The organism is Bradyrhizobium sp. B097 (genome assembly GCF_038957035.1).
Lineage (GTDB): Bacteria > Pseudomonadota > Alphaproteobacteria > Rhizobiales > Xanthobacteraceae > Bradyrhizobium.
Genome location: NZ_CP152412.1, coordinates 7,669,759 through 7,691,083 on the forward strand (window position 1 = coordinate 7,669,759; position 21,325 = coordinate 7,691,083).

Genomic DNA, 21,325 nt, shown 5'->3' on the forward strand with positions numbered 1-21,325 from the left:
TTAATGACAATGGACCAGATGTTTTCCAAATGGCAGCCGACGGCGCTGAGCTTGTTCCGGTTCATCACTGGACTGCTGCTGTTTCAGTACGGCGTCGCGAAAATCTTCAAGTTTCCCGTGCTCGCCTACTTCGCCAATATCCCGCCGTTGATCCAGGCTGCGGGCTGGCTTGAACTGGTGCTCGGCGCGCTGTTGATGCTCGGCCTGTTCTCGCGGCTGGCCGCGTTCATCCTGTCGGGCGAGATGGCGTTCGCTTATTTCCTCGGTCACATGTTGAAGAACCCGGCCGAGCCGGTGTTGCTGCCGCTGCTCAACAACGGCACCGCGGCGATCCTGTTCTGCTTCGCCTGCCTCTACCTCGCGACCTCGGGTCCCGGCCCGATCAGCGTCGACGCCGCTATGGGCAAGAAGTAACAACGCTGAGCCCGTCCCGTTCAATCGGGACGGGTCCGTCACGGTTGCGCCACAACGGACAACGGCAAGATCCGTCGAGCAATGCAAGGATAGTCAGAGAGCCTGGGGGCGCCGTCCGAGCGCGATGGGACAAACTCGAAGAGCGTTGCAAAGATGGAAGAGGCGCGGTCCGGCGGACGATCTTCCTGGCGGTCCAAAAAAGGCATCTGAAGCCCGCTACATACTGAAGGTCAGTTGCTGCTCGCAGTTTCTGGCTGCTTTGCGCGAAAGTCCAACATCAGCGCCAGTTTAGATAACGTTTTGGTGGGCTCGAACTTGTATTCCGCACCGATCCGCATTGGATGCCAATGCAACCATCTGCCCCTTCATCTGAAGAAAGCTCGGAATCGTTCCCGATAGCGGCTTTGCCCAAGTGCAGCCGCTAGGTGGTCCTTGGCGGGAAAACTAACGATCCGAAGCGAGTTGCACCGTTTGGCGCCCCCCGTTCATGTCTCTCAACTGGTTTACGTATTCCTCAGGCTTCAGCAAATGGAACGGCGCCTTCAAACCCATGAAGCTGGCGATGCGACCGATAAAAGCCGTGCAGTTGGTCGTTTCCGCGTTCCAAACAGGCGAACTCGCCTGAAGCTCCTTGATGTAGGCAAAGACTTTCTTCGCGTCGGCCTCACTCAGGTACACGCGATAGCTGGCCGTCAAATACTGGACGTCAAGATCGCCGTAGCTTGCTCCCGTCTCGGAGGGCACCCACATAAGGTGGCCAAGCACGTAAGGCAGGACGTCGCCCGCCGGGTGCAGCCCCGCAACTTCAACCAGCTTCTCGCTTGTCTTGCCGTACCAGACAAACGCATGCCCATAAGAAGCTGCCGTGCGCGCACGAAAGTCCACGTAATACGGCCCTTTGGCCGTAGACCTTCGAACCGGCTTCACGCCGGCTCCGGAAACGGAAGCACTCGGTCCAGCAACGGCTGCCGCCACAACCGACCTTGACGACGGCTTACGCGGTTTGTCCTGCTGCAGCGGGGCTTGATCCGTTTGCGCAGCCAATTGCTGCGCATAACCGATGCCGGCTTCCAAAGTCATGGAAGCCAGAACGATACCAATTCCGCCGAGCAGCCGCAGGCCGCTCCGTTTCCGATTCGATTCCGGCACCTTCAGACCCTCACAAGGGCAAGATATCACCCCAGAACATCACCTTCAGCAATTGCTGAAGGAGCGCGTTGTCGGGGCGATCCTCGAGTTAACCCTTCGTTACGATCGGAGCTTTTCCAACCGGGGTCTTGCCGACCGGGTACTTGCCAACCGGATATTTGCCGATCGGCATCTTGCCAATCGGAGCCTGTTCGGCGACCGGCTGCGGACGAGGAAGGTCGGCTGCGCTGGCAGCGGCCATAAAACCGAATGCAGCAACTCCAACAACCAGAAATTTCAACATCGTGATCTCCGAGATGGATAGCTTGAGTCTGAACACCATACCCTCTGACGGCTACGCCGCAATTAACGCTGTGCCGAAGATTGCACTCGCGCGGCATTTCCTTGCCGGATGTGACAAAAACGACACGGCTGGTTGCCTTGCGTGGGTCCCAATGTAGAGGCGGGCGAGACCCACCTCGTACAACCGGCTCAGAACAGCCTCGGTATGATGCGTCCGGTCCGTGCCATATACTCGCGATACTCGTCGCCGAACGTTTCCAGCATCATCTTTTCTTCCCTGGCAATCCGGCCGAAAAACAACGTCCCAAATCCGATCAGGCCAGCAAAACCGGCGACCAAATCCGGCAAGAGCAACGCCTGAGCAGCAGCCCAAAGCCAGAATGCGGAATACATGGGGTGCCGAATTTTCTGGTAGATCCCGTCTGTGATCAGGCGGTGATTCTCCCGCACGTCGAGACTTACCGACCAATTCCGGCCAAGAGCGCGATGGGTCAGCCGGAACATGACCAGCGCCGCGATCGCAACGAAGACGCCCAGCCAGGCTTGCGCTGGCCGGAAGTCGTACGATGCGAAATGAGGTATGGCCGTTACAACGTAGACGAATGGCACTATGCCGAGACCCGTCAGCGATATCAGCAGCAGGGCGCTCTCGCGAGGGCCCCGGGCGCTCCGCAGGACTTTTTCACGGCGAGCACGGCGCGCGTACCTGTAGCGGATCAGATACCAGCCGACCGCCATCACCACAAACACGAACTTGGCAATACCAGGCGTCATCGTGGACCAAGCGCTAACTTCGCTGGCGCGCCAACCTTGCCGACCATCGAAAGGGCGCCGTCTTGAGCGAGCGTCTGAGATTTGACCGAAACAGGTCTGCGGACCAACATGTAGCAATCATACAAGGCTTGCGGGTCGATTCCACCGATAAGTTGGCAACTTGCGACGGCGAAGCCTTTTCTATCTCGCCCGCGGCGGCGTCACGATGGCTTTCCGGTCTATCATCGCCAACACGCGCGGGAGCAACTGCGACGCTATGAAGGCATGACCGTCAGCCGTCAGGTGGATGAAGTCAAAAGCGTAATAGTGCGGAGGAATCTCTTCGTCGTACACGATCACTTTGATGGCGCGATCACGCAACCGCCGCTCCATCGCCGCGATGTTGGCCGCCCGCTGCTCCTTCGCGACAAGGAAACGCCTGTCATTGCCTCCAGGCTGCAAAATGGCGATGTCGGTTCCCTTTGGCACGTCGCTATCAAGGCGCTTGAGCATGCCAGCCGTGGTATCGAAGGGAACGCCGGCATTGACGACGCTCGCATTGATGCCCTTCTCCCTCAGCAGGGCTTCTAGCTTGGCGGGGTAGGCGCCCTGCTTCCCAACGTACCAGCCTTGCGTGTTGCTTGCGCCAACCGCCACGATATGAATCGGCCTTGTAAAGGCCGCGCACACGGTCGCCAGGATACACAGGGCCACAGCGACCGAGCATTTTCTGAACGGCGTCACCGACTGCCTCCGGCCTGAAGTGCTAGAGAGAACAATACGATCACCGCCCCCCGACAGAGACGGACCCAAAGCCTTACATGCGGTGTCAATCCCCACACTTCAGCAGTCTTTCGGGCGTCACGCTAGGAATTGGTTGAAGCTCCGGCCGCAGGCAAATCCGAGTTCGAAGGATTCTGGCGTTGTCGTGGGCGCGCGACAGCGGGTCCGATTGCCTTGATCTTTCGTATCACCAGGCTATGCAACGCCGCGCTCTTATCGATGTTGAAGTGGTCGACGTTGACATCGCTAACCTTAAAGTTTGTAAGCTCGCCGCGGAAGCCGGGGCCGCGACTTATTCGATCGCTTTCATGCTTGTACAGATTCAGAACCCTTGCGACATTCGCCGTCGCCGCATGAGGCGATGTGCCGTCGAACGGGACAACCAAAGCGACCGGCACGCCCATTTGGCCGAGGTACTCTGCCATCGACATCACGGCATCCGCACCAAGAGAGTGCCCGACCAGTACGACAGGTCCGCGCTGGCCCGCTCTATATTTTGCAATAATTTCGTCGGCAACGCCTCTCCACTGGGCGTGGTTGGCGACGTCCGCGGCGATGCCGGCCGCGCGCAGCTGGGCGGCAAGGTCGTCCATGCCCAAGGAAAAAACGTTCAACAGTCCGCGGAACAGATAGACGTGCGTCGCGGAGGAATGCAATCGAGCCTGCGGACCCGTCGATCTGAGTGCAATCGCAATTCCGGGACGCGCCTGAGCCCCGCTGTTCGAATACAAGCTGCTTGCAAAAAGGACTGTCAGGACGGCGCATACCATCGCCGCGCTGTAACGTAATCTTTCCATTTCGGGATCCTCGCCGACCTAAAACCCAGTCGCATTAGCGCAAACTTGGGAATCGTGACAATCAAGAACGAATTTTGAAACACATGTTGAGGCGCGCAATTGTTTGCTGTCGCGGATTTGCCACACTGGAAAGAGCGATTCGGGCGGCGCCCCCTTCACCACGTCCGGCGTCAATTGGCTCCCATCGCGGCCTGTCCTCTGCACTTTTTGATCGAAGCCAATCTCAATGAGTGCGACGATCGCGGCGGAGTGGTAATTTGATAGGGTGGCCCCCCATCATCCATGTCAGTTCAGCAAGGATTGCGAATCAACGTTGCAAGGGTTCCGGAGTAAAGTGCCGATGCGTTTCAATTTTTCAGGATGAGTGGCACCCAATGTCCATGCAGATTTCGAGTTGCTAGATGATTCGACGACGGCACGTCTTCCACGTTGGCGGTTACGATCCCATTACTCCGGAACAGCAGGTCGAACGCCTGCGCCGGTCGCTCTCGAGCTTCGATAGGATTTGGGGCGCTTCTTCACGGCTGTCGGAAATCTCGAACACATCTGCAATCGATGCTTCATGCAACGTGGAGGCGTGGGGTCCAAACTGGAAAACCAGCATTACCTTCGAGATGCTGCGCTGGGATGATCTCATTCGGTGCGATTCGAAAGTCGGGCTGGTGCCTCGTCTCGTACAGTCCGCGAAAGCGCTGTTCGACTCCATCATAACGGGAACACTGTTCAGATATGCGACCGCGAGCTGGAAGTACGCCCTCTTTTTCGTCTTTCCATATTGTTGTTTGCTGCTGATCGCATTGTGCAGCGTTGGGCTATCGTATCTGGTGATCGGGCCCTTACACGCTCCACTTTGGGTGGAGCTGCTGCTTGGCATTTTTCTGTCGCTTGCCATCTTCGTCAGCGTTGTACTCTGGATCGGACCGAAGCGTCGCATAAACCACATTCTCGATGACGCCATTTTCTCCCACAAGTTCCTTTACGGGCGCAGAAGCGAACTTGATGCGCGACTCGACGATTTTGCGGGGCTGATCGCAAAGAGAGCTCAGGCTGCAAAAGTTGATGAAATTCTCATTGTTGGCCATTCTCTTGGCGCCGCACTCGCAATAGCGGCGGTCGCGCGCGCTCTGAAATTGGATCCCCTGCTTGAAACGCGCGGACCGAAGCTGTGCATTCTCACAGTGGGCGCCACTATTCCCAAATTCGCATTGCATCCGATGGGCGGCCAAATTCGGGAAGCGGCACAACTTGTGGCCGGAACGTCTGCCATCGACTGGGTCGAATACCAGGCACGAGATGACGCGATCAGCTTCTATCGCTTCGACCCCGTCACGCTGAAACGTACAAGCCGGGACTATTCAGGAGAGCACCCCAAGATTCGGCGTGTCCAAATACATTCAATGATAAGTCCGATCCGCTTCAGACGTCATCGATTCGACTTCATGCAGATCCACTATCAGTTCTTGATGGGAAACGATCAGCGTTCGGTTTACGACTTTTGCATGATTACTTGCGGACCGCTCGAGTTCGACGTCGCGACCTCATCATCCGGGGCAGTTGGACTATTTGAGGCAAACGGTTCGGTGATGACTGCCGGAAGTTGACGAGGTGCCTCTTCACTCCAGCTCAAACATCGGATGCCGGCGCATCGCCCGAAATGACGCGCCACGGCGCGCTACCCCGCCGCCTTCAGCCCCAACGGCACTGCCGCCTCGTATTTCGAATTGTGCAGCACCAGCGACGTCCTCACGTTGCGCACATGCGGCGCGGCCGTCAGGTGGGTGACGAAATCCTGGAACGTGGCCATGTCGGGGGCGACGCATTTGAGGATGAAATCGACTTCGCCCGACAGCATCCAGCATTCCCGCACCAAGGGCTCGGCGCGCACGAAATTCTCGAACGCGCGGAGATCGGCGTCGGCCTGGCTCGACAGATGCACCGAGGCGAACACCGTGACGTCGTAGCCGAGGCGGCGCGGATCAAGCAGGCCGCGGTAGCCCTGGATGTAGCCCTCCTCCTCCAGCGCCCGGACCCTGCGCAGGCAGGGCGGTGGCGAGATCCCGACGCGTTTGGCGAGTTCCACATTGGTGATTCGGCCATCGGCCTGGATCTCGGCGAGGATTTTGAGGTCGATCTCGTCAAGGTTCTTCGACACGCGACTTGGGTTCCCTCAGGGTTCGGAAGGTTTGGCAGGTCTGCCGGCAACTCTCATAGCGCAGCCAGCCTCCATTGCGCAATTTTATTGCGCGTGCAGCGCACGATTTCGCGAATGTGACTTCAGTTCCGGGGAAAAATCGCTGCCATGGATTGCAAATCTTGCATAGCTTCCCAGATATCCTAGACTTGGATTTGACACTTTTGGCGCCGCCGTGACGCGTTTCCGGGGCGCTTCCCGCACAAGTCCTTGATCAAAATCCCCAAAACAGAGGGATCTCACAATGCCCGCGCCTACCCATGCCAAGGTCGTCATCATCGGGTCCGGCCCCGCCGGTTACACCGCAGCGATCTACGCGGCGCGCGCGATGCTCGAACCGATCCTGATCCAGGGCATTCAGCCGGGCGGGCAGCTCACCATCACCACCGACGTCGAGAACTACCCCGGCTTCGCCGATGTGATCCAGGGCCCCTGGCTGATGGAGCAGATGGAGAAGCAGGCGGCCCATGTCGGCACCAAGATCGTCACCGACCTCGTTAACAAGCTGGAGCTCGGCCACCGCCCGTTTCGTCTGACCTGCGATTCCGGCGACGTCTATCTCGCCGAGACGGTCATCCTCGCGACCGGCGCCCAGGCGCGCTGGCTCGGGCTGCCCTCGGAAGAGAAATTCCAGGGCGGCGGCGTGTCGGCCTGCGCGACCTGCGACGGCTTCTTCTACCGCGGAAAGGAAGTCGTGGTGGTCGGCGGCGGCAACACCGCGGTCGAGGAAGCGCTGTACCTGACCAATCATGCCTCGCAGGTCACCATCGTGCATCGCCGCGATCATTTCCGCGCCGAGCGCATCCTGCAGGAGCGGCTGTTCAAGCATCCCAAGATCAAGGTCGTGTGGGACTCCGCGATCGACGAGATCTGCGGATCGGAGAACCCGAACAAGGTCACCCATGTGCGGCTCAAGAACGTCAAGACAGGCGCGCTGACCGACCTCAAGACCGACGGCGTCTTCATCGCGATCGGCCATGCGCCGGCGACGGAGCTCGTCAAAGGCCAGATCAAGCTGAAACCGTCGGGCTACGTCGAGGTGGCGCCGAACTCCACGGCGACCTCGATGCCCGGCCTGTTCGCCGCCGGCGATGTGGCGGATGAAACCTTTCGGCAGGCGGTCACCGCCGCGGGCCTCGGCTGCATGGCGGCGCTCGAGGCGGAACGCTTCATTGCTCTTCGCGCGAGCGATCGCGCAGCGGCGGAATAATCATGGCACGCTCTCGCGACGGATTTACGGATATGGATTGGGACAAGCTGAAGGTCTTTCACGCGGCGGCGGAGGCTGGCAGCTTCACGCATGCCGGCGAGCAGCTCGGCCTGTCGCAATCGGCGGTCTCCCGCCAGGTCAGCGCGCTGGAGCAGGAGCTCTCGGTCTCGCTGTTTCACCGCCATGCCCGCGGCCTGATCCTCACCGAGCAGGGCGACCTGCTGTTCCGCACCGCGCATGACGTGTTCATGCAGCTGCAGGCGGCGCGCGCAAAGCTCACCGACAGCCGCGAGCGGCCGAGCGGCGATCTCAAGATCACGACGCCGCCGGCGCTCGGCATCAACTGGCTGATCCCGCGGCTCGACGAGTTCGTCGCGCTCTATCCAGACATCCGGATCTCGCTGATCGTCACCGACGAGGATCTCGACCTGTCGATGCGCGAGGCCGACGTGGCGATCCGCACCCGCAAGCCGACCCAGCCGGACCTGATCCAGCGCAAGCTGTTCTCGATCGGCTTCCATGCCTATTGCTCGCCGGAATACATCAAGCGTTTCGGCACGCCGCGGACGCTTGATGATCTCGACTCGCACCGCATCATCATGCTCGGCGACTCGCAGGTGCCGCCGCATCTGCAGAACCGCAGCTGGCTGATCGATGCCGGCCGCAACGGCTCCGGTCCGCGCGAACCCTACTTCAAGGTCAACAACATCCTTGGCCTGGTGCGCGCCTGCCAGCAGGGCCTCGGCATCGCTGCGCTGCCGGACTATCTGGTCGAACAGAACAACCTCGTGCAGCTGTTCGGCGAGTCCGACTCGATCGCGCTCGACACCTACTTCGTCTATCCGGAAGAGCTGAAAACGGTGGCCCGGGTGCAGGTGTTCCGCGACTTCGTGGTCAGCAAGGCGCAGCGCTGGCCGTCCTGATTAAGCCGCCCTTATGGGCTTGGTTATGGGCTTTCCGCGCTGCCCCAAGAGGCCCCTGAATCTCCGCATGACTGACATGCGACCTGGATAGTTGCTGCAGGGCGTTGATGGGGATCATAGTGTCTACACGCTGAGCGGTCGCGTCGCGCATATGTCCCCCTCCTCCAGTGGCGCGGAAGTTCAGTAATCCCTCTTGGAAGGTGATTGTGTCGGCCTCACGTGGCCAATACCTTAAGCCGGGCTCATCGAGCCCGGCTTTTTTTCATACGCATGTCACGCCCAACGTGCCGCACGTCACGGTCAGCATGTGGATTGACAACAACCTCGCAGCGCAGCATCATTATCCAATGATCACGACTTCGTGCGCCGTTCTGTCGTCGAAAAAAGCTCCCCTCCCGGGGACACGAGATCGCGCGCGATAAGATCACCTTCGCATTCAACCGATCCCGCAACCCCGCCGCTTGGACGGGGTTTTTTGTTGGTCCCGTCTCCGGCTTTGCCTTCTCAAGGAGATGGAACATGACTGAGCTTCACCAGCAATTGCAGGGCCTTTGGCTGCCCCTGATCACGCCGTTTCGCGACGGCGAACTTGACGTCACCTCGCTACGCCGCCTCGTGCGGCACTATGCCAGCGGCCCCGTCGACGGGTTCATCCTCGGTGCAACCTCCGGTGAAGGCATGGCGCTCAGCACCGATGAGCTGGAGGGCCTGGTGAGCATCGTGCTCGACGAGCTCAGTGCCAACTCCCGCCATTTGCCGGTCTGTCTGGGGCTCTCCGGCGCCTCGACAGCCCGCATGAAGGATGCGCTCGATGATACGGCCGACTGGCCGATCAACGGCTATTTGATCGCGAGCCCCTATTACATCAGGCCCTCGCAACGCGGGCTCGTGCAGCACTTCAACGCGCTGGCCGATCACGCGTCATGGCCGGTCGTGCTCTACAACATTCCCTATCGCACGGCGGTGAACCTGACCAATGAGACGCTGCTGACGCTCGCGGAACATCCCAACATCGCCGGCATGAAGGATTGTTCAGCCGACCGCGCGCAGTCGATCGACTTCCTCAACCGCAGGCCCGCCGGCTTCCGCGTGCTGACCGGTGAGGACGCGCAGACATTCGATGCGCTCTCGGACGGCGCCGACGGCGCGATCCTGCTGTCCGCGCATCTGGAAACCAACACCTTCGCTTCGATCCGCACGCTGCTGCGGCAGGGCAAGCGCGACGTGGCACTCGCCGCCTGGCAGAGCGTCGTCGGCCTGACCCGGCTGTTGTTCGCCGAACCGAGCCCCGCGCCGGCCAAGCACTGGCTGTGGAGGCAGGGGCTGATCGACAGCCCCGAGGTGCGGCTGCCGATGGTCGAGGTGAGCGAGGATCTCGCAACCTGGCTCGACGCCGAGATGGAGCGGCGCGCGCAGCTGCTGCTGCCGGCGTGACTCTTGTAGCCCGGATGCAGCGCAGCGAAATCCGGGAGTCGCGCACACGGTAGAACCGCCCCGGATTTCGCTTCGCTTCATCCGGGCTATGCAGTGGCACTGCCTCGCTCCGCGTTTGCGGGACGAGGCACTGTTGCTCAGTCCAGTTTCACCCGCGACAGCCGCAGCGCGTTGCCGATCACGCTGACCGAGGACAGCGCCATCGCGGCGGCGCCGAGCATTGGCGACAGCAGGATGCCGAACAGCGGATACAGCACGCCGGCCGCGATCGGCACGCCGGCGGCGTTGTAGACGAAGGCGAACGCCAGGTTCTGGCGGATGTTGCGCATGGTTGCGACCGACAATCGCCGCGCCCGGACGAGGCCCATCAGGTCGCCGGTGAGCAGCGTGATGCCGGCGCTCTCGATCGCGACATCGGTGCCACCGCCCATCGCGATGCCGACATCGGCCGCAGCGAGCGCCGGCGCATCGTTGACGCCATCGCCCGCCATCGCGACGGTGCGGCCCTCGCCGCGCAGCCGCTGCACGACCTCGCTCTTGCGCTCCGGCAGCACGCCGGCCTCGACCTCGTCGATGCCGAGCGTCTTCGCCACCGCGCGCGCCGTGGTCTCATTGTCGCCGGTCAGCATCACGATGCGCAGGCCCGCAGTGCGCAGCGCCTGCAGCGCATTCGCCGCCGACAGCTTGACCGGATCGGCGATCGCGATCACGCCGGCGACGCGCCCATCGACCGCGACGTAGATCGCCGTCGCGCCGTCGCGCCGCGCGGCCTCGGCGGCCTGGTCCAGCGTTGACGTTACGATCTTCAACTCGCCCATCAGCACCGCATTGCCGAGCGCAACCTGCTTGCCTTCGACCGTTCCGGTCGCGCCCTTGCCGGAGGGCGAGGCAAAATTGCTGACGGCGGCCGATGCCAGCTTGCGCTCCCTGGCGGACGCGATGATCGCCTGCGCCAGCGGATGCTCGCTGCCCTGCTCGACACTGGCGGCAAGGCGCAGCACGTCATTCTCGTCGAACCCTTCGGCCGCGATGATGCGCACGACCTTCGGCTTGCCCTCGGTGAGCGTGCCGGTCTTGTCGATGACCAGCGTGTCGATCGCTTCCATCCGCTCCAGCGCCTGCGCGTCGCGGATCAGGATGCCGGAATGCGCGCCGCGGCCGACACCGACCATGATCGACATCGGCGTTGCCAGTCCCAGCGCGCACGGGCAGGCGATGATCAGCACCGTAACCGCGGCGACCAGCGCAAAGGTCAGGCGCGGTTCCGGACCGAACACCGTCCAGGCGATGAAGGCGAGCACGGCAGCCGCGATCACCGCCGGCACGAACCAGCCGGCGACGCGGTCGGCTAGCCGCTGGATCGGCGCGCGCGAGCGCTGCGCTTTCGCCACCATGTCGACGATCCGCGCCAGCATGGTGTCGCGGCCGACCTTCTCGGCGCGCATCACGAGGCCACCGCTCTGGTTGACGGTGCCGCCGATCACCTTCTCGCCTTCCGCCTTCGTGACTGGCATCGATTCACCCGTGACCATGGATTCATCGATGACGGCGCTGCCCTCGATGACGACGCCATCGACCGGCACCTTCTCGCCGGGGCGCACGCGCAGGCGGTCACCGACCTTGATCGCGTCGATGTCGATGTCCTCGTCACCATGTTCGGTAATGCGCCGCGCGGTCTTGGGCGCGAGACCGAGCAACGCGCGGATCGCGCCCGAGGTCTGGGCACGAGCGCGCAATTCGAGCACCTGGCCGAGCAGCACCAGCACCGTGATCACGGCCGCCGCCTCGAAATACACCGCGACCGCGCCATGCATGTCGCGGAACGCCGGCGGGAACAGCTGCGGCGCCAGCGTCGCGACGACGCTGTAGAGATAGGCGACGCCGACGCCCATGGCGATCAGCGTGAACATGTTGAGGTTGCGCGTGACCACCGACTGCCAGCCGCGCACGAAGAACGGCGCGCCGGCCCACAGCACGACCGGTGTCGCCAGCACGAACGAAATCCAGTTCGACCAGGTCTGCGGCACCAGATGCATCAGCCCGAGATGGCTGCCCATCTCGAGCACGAACACCGGCAGTGTGAGCGCGAGCGCGATCCAGAACCGCCTGACCATATCGATCAGTTCGGGATCCGGCCCGTCGTCGAGCGATATCTGCTCCGGCTCCAGCGCCATGCCGCAGATCGGGCAGCTGCCGGGACCGACCTGGCGCACCTCAGGATGCATCGGGCAGGTGTAGATCGTGCCGGTCGGCATTGGCGGCTCCGCCTCGCGCGGCTTGAGGTACTTGTCCGGCTCGGCCTCGAAACGCTCGCGGCAGCGGCCGCTGCAGAACAGATACTCCTCGCCCTGGTAGCTGAAGCGGTGCTTGGCGGTCGCCGGGTTGACCTTCATGCCGCAGACCGGATCGATCGCAAACGTCGCCTCGGCCGGCGTCGTGTCGTGTCCATGCTTGCCGCCGCAGCAGGAATGCGCGGCCGCGCCATGATGGTGATGATCCGCGTGCGAATGGTCGTGCTCTGCGTGTGCCACGAGACTCTTCCCGGCCGCTATCCCGGCCTCTTGATTTGTATACCCTAGGGGGGTATATGAGACCTATGAGAGACGAGGTCAAGACATCCTGTTTAAAACGGCTCAAACGGATCGAAGGTCAGATCCGGGGGTTGGCCGCCATGGTCGAGGAAGACCGCTATTGCATCGACGTGGTGACGCAGATCGCGGCCGCGCGCGCGGCGCTGCGCCGCGTCGAGGAAGAGGTCCTGCGCGATCATGTCGCCCATTGCGTCGAGCATGCGATCTCGTCCGGCGACAAGGCCGACCAGCGGCGCAAGATCGCAGAGCTGATGGATGTGATCGGCCGCGCGGACCGGTGAGCGCTGTTTGGCTGTGCGCTATCCGCACACTCAGTGTCGTCCCTGCGAAAGCAGGGACCCATAACCACAGGACGTGGGGATGAAGCGGGCTGGGGCCACAGCGTCGCGCAACAACAACGCCCTGTGGTTATGGGTCCCGGGTCGCGCTTCGCTTGCCCGGGACGACGAATGGAGAAACCGAAGCGAGACCGCGCTCAGGTATTGAAGCGGAAATGCATGACGTCGCCGTCGGCGACGACGTAGTCCTTGCCTTCAAGCCGCAGCTTGCCGGCATCGCGGGCGCCGGCTTCGCCGTTGCCGGCGATGTAATCCTCATACGCGATGGTCTCGGCGCGGATGAAGCCCTTCTCGAAATCGGTATGGATCACGCCGGCGGCGGCGGGCGCCTTGGTGCCGCGGTCGATGGTCCAGGCGCGGGCTTCCTTCGGGCCGACCGTGAAATAGGTGATGAGGTCGAGCAGCTGGTAGCCGGCGCGGATCAAGCGGTCGAGACCGGCCTCTTCAAGGCCTAGCGTTTCCAGGAACTCGGCGCGCTCGGCGCGCGACAGCGTCGCAATCTCGGATTCGATCTTGGCCGAGATCACGACCGCGACCGCGCCTTCCTTCTTGGCTTGCTCGAACACCGCCTTGGAGAAATTGTTGCCGTCCTTGGCCGAGCCCTCCTCGACGTTGCAGACATAGAGCACGGGCTTCGAGGTCAGGAGCCCGAGCATGCGGAATGCGCGCTCCTCCTCCGGCTTGCGCTCGAGCCCCCGCGCCGGCTTGCCGTCGCGCAACAGCACCAGCGCGCGGTTGACGAGCTCGAGCTGCTCCTTGGCTTCCTTGTCGTTGCCCTTGGCCTTTTTCGACAAATTGTCGACGCGCTTCTCCAGGCTGTCGAGGTCGGACAGCATCAGCTCGGTCTCGATGGTCTCGATATCGGCGAGCGGCGCGATCTTGCCCTCGACATGGGTGATGTCGGAATCCTCGAAGCAGCGCACCACGTGGGCGATCGCGTCGACCTCGCGGATGTTGGCAAGGAACTGGTTGCCGAGACCCTCACCCTGCGATGCGCCGCGCACCAGGCCCGCGATATCGACGAAGGTCAGCCGGGTCGGGATGATCTGCCCGGACTTCGCGACCGTTGCGAGCTTCTCCAGCCGCGGATCGGGCACCGCCACCTCGCCGACGTTCGGCTCGATGGTGCAGAACGGATAATTCGCCGCCTGGGCGGCCGCCGTCTCGGTCAGTGCATTGAACAGTGTCGACTTGCCGACGTTCGGCAGCCCGACGATCCCGCATTTGAATCCCATGTTTGTCCCGATCTCTCGCGCGCTCACGCTGCACGGTTGAATGACTGAGGTCGTCATACGCGGGCTTGACCCGCGTATCCATCCCACTTGGAAAAATGGATCGCCGGGCCGAGCCCGGCGATGATGAGGGTCTACTTCGGCCCCTCGTCCTTGGTGTCGAAAAATCCCTTGGCCTGCATCGTCAGATGCACCTTGTTGGCGAACGAGGCGTCGTGCCCCGCAGCCAGCAGGCCGGCATTGTCGGCGACGGCCTGGCACAAGGCCTCCACCCACGCCCGGTCGCTCTTGGCGAAGTCCGACAGCACGTGGCTGTGCACGAGCTCCTTGACGCCGGGATGACCGATCCCGAGCCGCACCCGCCGATATTCGTTGCCGATATGTGCGGAGATCGAGCGCAGCCCGTTATGGCCGGCGATCCCGCCGCCGATCTTGACGCGCACCTTGGCGGGCGGCAGTTCGAGCTCGTCCTGGAATACGGTGATGTCGGCGGGGGCGAGCTTGAAGAAGTTCGCCGCTTCCTGCACCGCGCGCCCGGACTCGTTCATGTAGGTGGCCGGCTTCAGCAGCACGACCTTCTCACGATCGACCACGCCTTCGGACGCCTCGCCCTGAAAGCGACGGCGCCATGGTCCGAAACCATGACGCCGTGCAATCTCGTCGACCGCCAGAAAACCGATATTGTGCCGGTTGCTGGCGTATTTCGCGCCAGGATTACCGAGACCGACAAAAAGGCGCATGGCGCGGCATCCCACGTCGGCGCGCCATCAGACGATCGCGCGCCGACCTGATCGATTACTTCTTCTTGTCGCCACCGCCGGCGGGAGCCTTGGCACCCGCCGCCGGAGCCGCAGCGCCCGCAGCCGGAGCCGCCGCAGCGGCCGGAGCTGCAGCACCCGCGGCCGGAGCAGCGCCACCAGCAGCCGCCGCAGCTGCGGCCTTCTGCTCTTCGGCGTAGCCGGACGGCGGCACGATGGTGACCAGCGTCGCGTCCTCGCGGGTCAGCGACTTCACGCCCTTGGGCAGCGTGACCTCGGAGAGATGCAGGGAGTAGCTGATCTCGAGGCTGCCGACGTCGACTTCGATGTATTGCGGAATGTTGTCGACCGCGCACTCGAGGTCGAGCGCGTGGGTGACGATGTTCACCGTGCCGCCGCGCTTGATGCCGGGGGCGGTTTCCGCGTTCACGACGTGCAGCGGCACGCTGACGCGGATGGTCGCGCCTTCACCGAGCCGCATGAAGTCGACATGGAGCGGGAAGTCCTTCACGGGGTCGAGGTGGAAGTCGCGCGGAATCACGCGGTGCTTCTTGCCCTCGAGGTCGATGTCATAGATCGTGGTCAGGAACCGGCCCGCCAGGATGCGCTGGCGCAGTTCACGATCGTCGACCGAGATGGTGACGGGGGGCTGGTTGTCTCCGTAGATCACTCCGGGAACTCTCCCGGCGCGACGCTCTGCCCGGGCGGCCCCCTTGCCGCTCTTCGGACGCGCGGTCGCCTTCAATTCCTTGACGGTCGCCATAGCGTTAAGTCCTTGTATTTAAAAAGTTAAAGGCCGCAGCGCGGCCCATGCTCAGATCCACAGCAAGCCTCCAGGGGTGCGGGGGCCGCGGACGTGGCGGGCTTTTAGCCCCAAAGGGCCGAAATGACAAGGAAATGAAGGGATTTTTCTTGGGTTGCCGAGGGAGGATCGTAGCCCGGATGGAGCGAAGCGAAATCCGGGGGCTGGCCCCGCTGAGGCAGTGGCCCCGGATTGCGCTTCGCTCCATCCGGGCTACGCGGCGTCCGTCAACCCGCCGAACCGCCGAGCTTGGCTTCCAGCGCCGTGATCCTCGCCTTCAGCGCCTCGTTCTCCTCGCGCGCCAGGCGGGCCATGTCCTTGACCGCGTCGAATTCCTCGCGCTTGACCACATCGAGGTCGCGCAGGATCCGTTCGGCCTGGTTGCGCATGACCGTGTCGACCTCACGCTTGACGCCCTGGGCTGCGCCCGCGGCGTCGTTCATCAGACGGCCGATCTCATCGAAAAACCGGTTGCTGGTCTGGGTCATCTGGCAAAACTCTCCGCGTTCACTGGCTTGCGCAAAAGACAATGGCGATCCCCGCCATCCGGTTCAAGTCCGCCGCGAATGGCGGACCTTACGGGCACTTGCCTTGTCATGCTCCGGTTTCCTTGCAATCGTATGAACTCACAACAGAAATCGCACACATAACGCGAGCAGAAACGCCATGATCGAGCAGACCGTCGAGATCCGGACCAAGGACGGCAAAACCACCACCTTCATCACCCATCCCGAACGCGGCGGCCCCTTCCCTGTCGTCATCTTCTACATGGATGCGCCTGGTATCCGCGAGGAGCTGCGCGACATGGCGCGCCGGCTCGGCACGTCGGGCTATTATGTGATGCTGCCCAATATGTATTACCGCGCCGGCGCGATGGAGCTCGGCCCGATCAATCCCGATCCGCAATCGCCCGAGCGCAAGCGCATGTTCGAGCTGATGCACTCGCTCAACATTCCGCTGGTCATGGAAGACACCAAGGGCCTGCTCGCCTACGCCGAGACGCAGAAGGCCGCCAACACTGGGATCATCGGCACCGTCGGCTACTGCATGAGCGGCCGCTATGCCGTGAACGCGGCGACGCATTTCGCCGATCGCGTCAAGGCCGCCGCCTCGGTCTACGGCACGCATCTGGCGACCGACCAGCCTGACAGCCCGCATCTCGCTGCGCAGAAGACCAAGGCCGAGCTCTATTTCGCCTGCGCCGAGACCGACATCTACGCCCCAGTGGAGATCATCGAGCAGGTGAAGGCGGGCATGAAGGGCTCGAACAACGAGGTCGAGATCTATCCCGGCACCCATCACGGCTTCGCCTTCCCCAAGCGCCCTGTCTACGACCGCGACGCCGCCGAACGCCATTGGGAGCGGCTGCTCGCGCTCTATCGCCGCAACCTGGTCTGAGGCCCGAAGCACGGGATGGCGGAGGCCGCGCGCATTCGAGACTACCGAAGCTCCGACGCCGACGAGGTGAACCGGCTTGCGGCGACCGCCTTCGAGCAATTCCGCGACGCCTTCAACGACTGGCCGGCGATGCGTGCCGGCCTGTCAAAAACTTCTGAATTGAGTTCCGGCGGCGAGATCATCGTCGCCGAGCTCGGTAACCGGCTGGCCGGCGCGGTCGGCTATTTTGGGCCCGGCGTCAAAAAGGCCGCATTCTTCGATCAGGCATGGCCGGTCATTCGCATGCTGGTGGTCGACCCGGTCGACAGGGGGAAGGGACTCGGGCATGCGTTGACGTCGGAATGCCTCGCCAAGGCGCGGCGCGACCGGTGCCGGACCATTGCGCTTCACACGAGCCCCATCATGACGGTCGCCTTGCCGATGTATCTCAGGATGGGCTTCAGCAAGGTGCATGACGCTCCGCCCATTCATGGCGTGCCCTACGCCGTCTACACGAAAGCGCTCTGATCCCGATGCCGTTCCTGCTGATCGACTTTCCGGTGTTCAACCCCGTCGCGCTCGCGCTTGGGCCGATCGTGATCCGCTGGTACGCGCTGGCCTATATCGTCGGCATCGTGCTGGGCTGGATCTATGCCCGCTCGCTGATCAAGAAGCAGCGGCTGTGGGGCGGCCCGGCGCCGATCACGCTGCCGCAGCTCGACGATTTCATCCTCTGGGTCACCATCGGCATCATCGTCGGCGGCCGCACCGGCTACGTGCTGTTCTACAACCTGCCCTTCTTCATCGCGCACCCGTCCGAGATCCTCGAATTATGGAAGGGCGGCATGTCGTTCCACGGCGGCTTCCTCGGCTGCGTCGCCGCGGTGATGCTGTTCGCCCGCCGCAACAACATCCCGATCCTGTCGCTCGGCGACATCACCACCGCGGTCGCGCCGATCGGGCTGTTCCTCGGCCGGCTGGCCAATTTCATCAACAGCGAATTGTGGGGCCGTCACGCCGATCCAAGCGTGCCCTGGGCCATGATCTTCCCCAATGGCGGACCGCTGCCGCGCCATCCGAGCCAGCTCTACGAGGCCGGGCTCGAGGGCATCGTTCTGTTCACGGCATTGGCGATCATGATCCGGATGGGGGCGCTCAAGCGGCCCGGCCTGATCCTCGGCAGCTTCATTGCGATCTACGGCATTGCCCGGATCATCGGCGAGCATTTCAGGGAGCCCGATCCGCAGCTCGGATTCCTGTGGGGCGGATTAACGATGGGGATGCTGCTGTCGGTGCCAATGATCATTGTGGGCGCTATCATCATCACGGCCGCCGTTCGCCGCGGGGCGAACGGGCCGGCGCCGAGTTCAACGTAGAGCGAGAGCAATCCAAGGAAGGCCGTGAGCGAACCCTCCCCACTGCTGGATGAGATCAGGAAGCTGATCAAGCTGTCCGGGCCGATGCCGGTCTGGCGCTACATGGAATTGTGCCTGATGCATCCGCGCTACGGCTACTATTTGTCGCGCGATCCGCTCGGCCGCGAGGGCGATTTCACCACGGCGCCCGAGGTCAGCCAGATGTTCGGTGAACTGCTCGGGCTGTGGAGCGCCTCGATCTGGCGCGCGATCGGCTCGCCGGACACGCTCCGCCTGATCGAGCTCGGGCCCGGCCGCGGCACCATGATGTCGGATGCGCTGCGTGCGCTGCGCGTGCTGCCGCCGCTTTACCAGTCGCTCAGCATCCACCTCGTCGAGGTCAATCCGGTGCTGCGCGAGAAGCAGCATGCCACGCTGACCGGCGTGCGCAACATCACCTGGCACGACAGCATCGACGACGTGCCGGAGGGACCGGCGGTGATCCTCGCCAACGAATATTTTGACGTGCTGCCGATCCACCAGATGGTCCGCCGCGAGACCGGCTGGCACGAACGCACGGTCGGGATGGATGCCAATGGCAACCTGTATTTCGCGCCCGCCGCCGAGCCGACACCGCACTTCGAGGTGCTGCTGCCGCCGCTGGTGCGCGCCGCCCCGCTCGGCGCGGTGTTCGAATGGCGGCCCGACAGCGAGATCATGAAGCTCGCAACGCGCCTGCGCGACCAGGACGGCGCCGCGCTGATCATCGATTACGGCCATCTGCGCAGCGACGCCGGCGACACCTTCCAGGCGATCGCGCGGCACAGCTTCGCCGACCCGCTGAGGAACCCGGGACAGGCCGACGTGACGGCGCATGTCGATTTCCAGGCCCTGGCGCGGGCCGCCGAGGATGTCGGCGCGCGCGTCCACGGGCCGGCGACGCAGGGCGACTTCCTCAAGCGCCTCGGCGTCGAGGCCCGTGCCGCCGGATTGATGGCAAAAGCCTCACCCGAGGTCTCCGCCGACATTGCCGGCGCGCTGAAGCGCCTGACCGATTCCGGACGCGGCGGGATGGGCTCGATGTTCAAGGTCATGGCCATCTCCGACCCGCGCCTCACCTCGATCGCTGGCCTCAGCGATCAGCCTGACGAGACCGAACAATGACATTGGGATCACCGCTGCTGTCGGCCATTCCGGGCCTGCGCCACGCCTTCTTCTCGCGCGAGGGCGGCGTCTCCGAGGGTATCTATGCCGGCCTCAATGGCGGGCTCGGCTCGCACGACGATCCCGCCAAGGTCGCCGAGAACCGGCGGCGGATGGCAGAGCAGCTCGGCGTGCCGCTCGATCACTTCATCAGCGTGCATCAGGTGCACTCGCCCGACGTCGTGGCCGTGACCGGACCATGGAATGGCGCGGTGCGCCCGAAGGCGGACGCGCTCGTCACACGCACAGAAGGGCTTGCGATCTCGGTCACGACGGCCGACTGCGGCCCGATCCTGTTCGTCGATCCCCATGCGCGGGTGATCGGCGCGGCGCATGCCGGCTGGAAGGGCGCGCTGACCGGCGTGCTGGAATCGACCATCGATGCGATGGAAAAGCTCGGCGCCGACCGCGGCGGCATCGTCGCCGCCATCGGCCCGCTGATCCGCAAGGAGTCCTACGAGGTCGGAAACGAATTCATCGAACGCTTCATCGAGGCCGATGCCGAGAACGGCATGTTCTTCATGCCCGCCGAACGCGACGGCCACGCGATGTTCGATCTCGCCGGCTTCATCCGGATGCGGCTGGAAAATGCCGGCGTGCTGATGATCGACGATCTCGGGATCGACACCTATTCCGACGAGCGCTGCTTCAGCTACCGCCGCTCCGTGCACCGCAAGGAAGCCGATTACGGCCGGCACGTTCACGCCATCGCGCTGGAAGGCTGACGCCGGGCGTCTTCATCATTTTTGTGCGACAAGCGTCTTGACTCTCCACCTGCTGGAGACCGGACAAGCGGCGCATGACACAACGCACCTACAGCATCGGCGAGGCGGCGCGGCTCAGCGGAATTTCCGTCCGCAGGCTCCGCTTCTATGCGGACCAGGGGTTGCTGCCGCCGGCCGGCCGCACCGCGAGCGGCTATCGCGTCTTCACCGACGACGAACTGGTTCGCCTCGACCTGATCCGTTGCCTGCGCGATGCGGGGCTCGGTCTCGACGCCATCCGTGAGGTCCTGAGCAAGGAACTCTCGCTGGTCGAGGCGCTGAAGCTCCGTCTCGAAACGCTGGAAGCGGAGATCGCGGCCCAGCGCCGCGTCGCCTCGGCCCTGCGGGCTGCGTTGCGTTCACCGCAACTCACCGAAGCAGATCTGAGGAGATTCCTGACCATGACGCAGCTATCCCGCACTGAGCGCCGCAACGTCGTCGAACACTTTTTCAAGAAAGTGTCCGACGGCATCAACATCGACCGGAAATGGGTCCGGCAGATGATCGAGACGACGGTGCCCGAACTGCCCGACGAGCCGACACCCGAGCAATGCGATGCCTGGATCGAGCTGTCGTCGATCCTCAACGATCCCTCCTTCATCGCCAAAATGCGCGCGAACGCCAGCGACGCCTGGGATCGCGACGCCTTCGATATGGAGGCCTGCCAGGCTGCAAGCGACGCCATTGTGCGCGAGGCAAAGCAGGCGATCGACGACGGGCTCGAACCAACGTCTGACACCGGCAGCGCGATCGCGCGACAATGGCTGGAAGCCTCGGCTCGATTGATGGGCCGGCAGCCCGACCTGGATTTCCGCAACTGGCTTCGCGCCAAATACGCCCAGCATGACGACCGCGCCGCACGCTATTGGGAGTTGGTCGCTATCATGCGGGGGCAGCGGCCCGACAGCAGCCCGAACCGGGAATGGGCCTGGATCGTCGATGCCATGCGGCATCATCTCGCTGACTGAC

General features: G+C 63.1%; 23 protein-coding genes. 12 read left to right on the plus strand and 11 right to left on the minus strand.

Annotated features, from left to right (window positions below):
- The first annotated feature begins 9 nt into the window (after positions 1–9).
- On the plus strand, positions 10–414 hold the full coding sequence (locus AAFG07_RS35195; protein ID WP_212313370.1) for a DoxX family protein: 405 nt from the start codon (positions 10–12) through the stop codon (positions 412–414).
- Between the two features lie 444 nt (positions 415–858).
- On the opposite strand, the gene AAFG07_RS35200 is transcribed toward AAFG07_RS35195, so the two are convergent.
- The 5 genes from AAFG07_RS35200 to AAFG07_RS35220 all read right to left on the minus strand — a co-directional run bounded on the left by AAFG07_RS35200 (position 859) and on the right by AAFG07_RS35220 (position 4,178).
- Positions 859–1,563, minus strand: a complete 705-nt coding sequence (locus AAFG07_RS35200; RefSeq protein WP_342724266.1) for a hypothetical protein — start codon at positions 1,561–1,563, stop codon at positions 859–861.
- Between the two features lie 88 nt (positions 1,564–1,651).
- Complete coding sequence (locus tag AAFG07_RS35205; RefSeq protein ID WP_342724267.1) at positions 1,652–1,846, minus strand: hypothetical protein; 195 nt, start codon at positions 1,844–1,846, stop codon at positions 1,652–1,654.
- 188 nt (positions 1,847–2,034) lie between these two features.
- Positions 2,035–2,619 (minus strand): protein-S-isoprenylcysteine O-methyltransferase, encoded by a 585-nt coding sequence (locus tag AAFG07_RS35210; protein ID WP_342724268.1) that lies wholly within the window; start codon positions 2,617–2,619, stop codon positions 2,035–2,037.
- Between the two features lie 180 nt (positions 2,620–2,799).
- Positions 2,800–3,342: a GDSL-type esterase/lipase family protein gene (locus AAFG07_RS35215; RefSeq protein ID WP_342724269.1), complete on the minus strand. Its 543-nt coding sequence runs from the start codon at positions 3,340–3,342 to the stop codon at positions 2,800–2,802.
- A 122-nt stretch (positions 3,343–3,464) separates the two neighbouring features.
- Entirely contained in the window at positions 3,465–4,178 is a 714-nt protein-coding gene (locus tag AAFG07_RS35220; protein ID WP_342724270.1) for a thioesterase domain-containing protein, read from the minus strand.
- Positions 4,179–4,579: 401 nt separating this feature from the next.
- Here AAFG07_RS35220 and AAFG07_RS35225 point away from each other — a divergent pair, with 401 nt between their 5' ends.
- Positions 4,580–5,779 (plus strand): hypothetical protein, encoded by a 1,200-nt coding sequence (locus AAFG07_RS35225; RefSeq protein ID WP_342724272.1) that lies wholly within the window; start codon positions 4,580–4,582, stop codon positions 5,777–5,779.
- A 71-nt stretch (positions 5,780–5,850) separates the two neighbouring features.
- On the opposite strand, the gene AAFG07_RS35230 is transcribed toward AAFG07_RS35225, so the two are convergent.
- Positions 5,851–6,330, minus strand: a complete 480-nt coding sequence (locus AAFG07_RS35230) for an Lrp/AsnC family transcriptional regulator (protein WP_029081984.1) — start codon at positions 6,328–6,330, stop codon at positions 5,851–5,853.
- A gap of 283 nt (positions 6,331–6,613) precedes the next feature.
- Between AAFG07_RS35230 and trxB the strand changes: the two genes are divergently transcribed.
- The 3 genes from trxB to AAFG07_RS35245 all read left to right on the plus strand — a co-directional run bounded on the left by trxB (position 6,614) and on the right by AAFG07_RS35245 (position 9,936).
- Positions 6,614–7,579, plus strand: coding sequence for a thioredoxin-disulfide reductase (trxB, locus tag AAFG07_RS35235; protein ID WP_342724273.1), 966 nt, complete (start codon positions 6,614–6,616; stop codon positions 7,577–7,579).
- 2 nt (positions 7,580–7,581) lie between these two features.
- Positions 7,582–8,502 (plus strand): LysR family transcriptional regulator, encoded by a 921-nt coding sequence (locus AAFG07_RS35240; RefSeq protein ID WP_029081982.1) that lies wholly within the window; start codon positions 7,582–7,584, stop codon positions 8,500–8,502.
- 519 nt (positions 8,503–9,021) lie between these two features.
- Entirely contained in the window at positions 9,022–9,936 is a 915-nt protein-coding gene (locus AAFG07_RS35245) for a 4-hydroxy-tetrahydrodipicolinate synthase (RefSeq protein WP_342724275.1), read from the plus strand.
- 137 nt (positions 9,937–10,073) lie between these two features.
- Here the strand turns inward: AAFG07_RS35245 and AAFG07_RS35250 are convergent, their stop codons facing one another.
- Positions 10,074–12,329, minus strand: coding sequence for a heavy metal translocating P-type ATPase (locus AAFG07_RS35250; protein WP_342729335.1), 2,256 nt, complete (start codon positions 12,327–12,329; stop codon positions 10,074–10,076).
- A gap of 203 nt (positions 12,330–12,532) precedes the next feature.
- On the opposite strand from AAFG07_RS35250, the gene AAFG07_RS35255 reads away from it, so the two are divergent.
- Entirely contained in the window at positions 12,533–12,808 is a 276-nt protein-coding gene (locus AAFG07_RS35255) for a metal-sensitive transcriptional regulator (RefSeq protein WP_092124125.1), read from the plus strand.
- 194 nt (positions 12,809–13,002) lie between these two features.
- Here AAFG07_RS35255 and ychF read toward each other — a convergent pair whose 3' ends face one another.
- The 4 genes from ychF to AAFG07_RS35275 form a co-directional block, all read right to left on the minus strand.
- The gene (gene ychF, locus AAFG07_RS35260) at positions 13,003–14,100 is read right to left on the minus strand and encodes a redox-regulated ATPase YchF (RefSeq protein WP_342724276.1); all 1,098 of its coding nucleotides are present in this window, start codon (positions 14,098–14,100) and stop codon (positions 13,003–13,005) included.
- 131 nt (positions 14,101–14,231) lie between these two features.
- Complete coding sequence (gene pth, locus AAFG07_RS35265) at positions 14,232–14,837, minus strand: aminoacyl-tRNA hydrolase (RefSeq protein ID WP_342724277.1); 606 nt, start codon at positions 14,835–14,837, stop codon at positions 14,232–14,234.
- 55 nt (positions 14,838–14,892) lie between these two features.
- A complete protein-coding gene (locus tag AAFG07_RS35270) occupies positions 14,893–15,618 on the minus strand; it encodes a 50S ribosomal protein L25/general stress protein Ctc (protein WP_176529303.1) in 726 nt (241 codons plus the stop codon).
- Between the two features lie 266 nt (positions 15,619–15,884).
- Positions 15,885–16,145, minus strand: a complete 261-nt coding sequence (locus tag AAFG07_RS35275) for an accessory factor UbiK family protein (protein WP_342724278.1) — start codon at positions 16,143–16,145, stop codon at positions 15,885–15,887.
- Positions 16,146–16,323: 178 nt separating this feature from the next.
- Between AAFG07_RS35275 and AAFG07_RS35280 the strand changes: the two genes are divergently transcribed.
- From AAFG07_RS35280 to AAFG07_RS35305, 6 genes are all read left to right on the plus strand, one after another.
- A complete protein-coding gene (locus AAFG07_RS35280) occupies positions 16,324–17,055 on the plus strand; it encodes a dienelactone hydrolase family protein (RefSeq protein ID WP_342724279.1) in 732 nt (243 codons plus the stop codon).
- Between the two features lie 15 nt (positions 17,056–17,070).
- Positions 17,071–17,562 carry a GNAT family N-acetyltransferase gene (locus tag AAFG07_RS35285; protein ID WP_342724280.1) on the plus strand — a complete coding sequence of 164 codons (492 nt, stop codon included), beginning with the start codon at positions 17,071–17,073 and terminating at the stop codon, positions 17,560–17,562.
- A 5-nt stretch (positions 17,563–17,567) separates the two neighbouring features.
- Positions 17,568–18,410 (plus strand): prolipoprotein diacylglyceryl transferase, encoded by an 843-nt coding sequence (lgt, locus tag AAFG07_RS35290; RefSeq protein WP_342724281.1) that lies wholly within the window; start codon positions 17,568–17,570, stop codon positions 18,408–18,410.
- Between the two features lie 84 nt (positions 18,411–18,494).
- Entirely contained in the window at positions 18,495–19,553 is a 1,059-nt protein-coding gene (locus tag AAFG07_RS35295; RefSeq protein ID WP_342729336.1) for an SAM-dependent methyltransferase, read from the plus strand.
- A complete protein-coding gene (gene pgeF, locus AAFG07_RS35300; protein WP_342724282.1) occupies positions 19,550–20,317 on the plus strand; it encodes a peptidoglycan editing factor PgeF in 768 nt (255 codons plus the stop codon). The genes AAFG07_RS35295 and pgeF overlap by 4 nt, the downstream gene beginning before the upstream one ends.
- A 74-nt stretch (positions 20,318–20,391) precedes the next feature.
- On the plus strand, positions 20,392–21,324 hold the full coding sequence (locus AAFG07_RS35305; RefSeq protein ID WP_342724283.1) for a MerR family transcriptional regulator: 933 nt from the start codon (positions 20,392–20,394) through the stop codon (positions 21,322–21,324).
- Position 21,325 lies beyond the last annotated feature (1 nt).

Bases quoted from the DNA above. Each gene is read 5' to 3' on its own strand.
- AAFG07_RS35225 (WP_342724272.1), top strand. From the start codon at position 4,580: ATGATTCGACGACGGCACGTCTTCCACGTTGGCGGTTACGATCCCATT.
- pgeF (WP_342724282.1), top strand. From the start codon at position 19,550: ATGACATTGGGATCACCGCTGCTGTCGGCCATTCCGGGCCTGCGCCAC.
- AAFG07_RS35195 (WP_212313370.1), top strand. From the start codon at position 10: ATGGACCAGATGTTTTCCAAATGGCAGCCGACGGCGCTGAGCTTGTTC.
- AAFG07_RS35285 (WP_342724280.1), top strand. From the start codon at position 17,071: ATGGCGGAGGCCGCGCGCATTCGAGACTACCGAAGCTCCGACGCCGAC.
- AAFG07_RS35270 (WP_176529303.1), bottom strand. From the start codon at position 15,618: ATGGCGACCGTCAAGGAATTGAAGGCGACCGCGCGTCCGAAGAGCGGC.
- AAFG07_RS35255 (WP_092124125.1), top strand. From the start codon at position 12,533: ATGAGAGACGAGGTCAAGACATCCTGTTTAAAACGGCTCAAACGGATC.
- ychF (WP_342724276.1), bottom strand. From the start codon at position 14,100: ATGGGATTCAAATGCGGGATCGTCGGGCTGCCGAACGTCGGCAAGTCG.
- AAFG07_RS35210 (WP_342724268.1), bottom strand. From the start codon at position 2,619: ATGACGCCTGGTATTGCCAAGTTCGTGTTTGTGGTGATGGCGGTCGGC.
- pth (WP_342724277.1), bottom strand. From the start codon at position 14,837: ATGCGCCTTTTTGTCGGTCTCGGTAATCCTGGCGCGAAATACGCCAGC.
- lgt (WP_342724281.1), top strand. From the start codon at position 17,568: ATGCCGTTCCTGCTGATCGACTTTCCGGTGTTCAACCCCGTCGCGCTC.
- AAFG07_RS35305 (WP_342724283.1), top strand. From the start codon at position 20,392: ATGACACAACGCACCTACAGCATCGGCGAGGCGGCGCGGCTCAGCGGA.
- trxB (WP_342724273.1), top strand. From the start codon at position 6,614: ATGCCCGCGCCTACCCATGCCAAGGTCGTCATCATCGGGTCCGGCCCC.
- AAFG07_RS35220 (WP_342724270.1), bottom strand. From the start codon at position 4,178: ATGGAAAGATTACGTTACAGCGCGGCGATGGTATGCGCCGTCCTGACA.
- AAFG07_RS35250 (WP_342729335.1), bottom strand. From the start codon at position 12,329: ATGAAGGTCAACCCGGCGACCGCCAAGCACCGCTTCAGCTACCAGGGC.
- AAFG07_RS35245 (WP_342724275.1), top strand. From the start codon at position 9,022: ATGACTGAGCTTCACCAGCAATTGCAGGGCCTTTGGCTGCCCCTGATC.
- AAFG07_RS35280 (WP_342724279.1), top strand. From the start codon at position 16,324: ATGATCGAGCAGACCGTCGAGATCCGGACCAAGGACGGCAAAACCACC.
- AAFG07_RS35240 (WP_029081982.1), top strand. From the start codon at position 7,582: ATGGCACGCTCTCGCGACGGATTTACGGATATGGATTGGGACAAGCTG.
- AAFG07_RS35205 (WP_342724267.1), bottom strand. From the start codon at position 1,846: ATGTTGAAATTTCTGGTTGTTGGAGTTGCTGCATTCGGTTTTATGGCC.
- AAFG07_RS35295 (WP_342729336.1), top strand. From the start codon at position 18,495: ATGCCGGTCTGGCGCTACATGGAATTGTGCCTGATGCATCCGCGCTAC.
- AAFG07_RS35275 (WP_342724278.1), bottom strand. From the start codon at position 16,145: ATGACCCAGACCAGCAACCGGTTTTTCGATGAGATCGGCCGTCTGATG.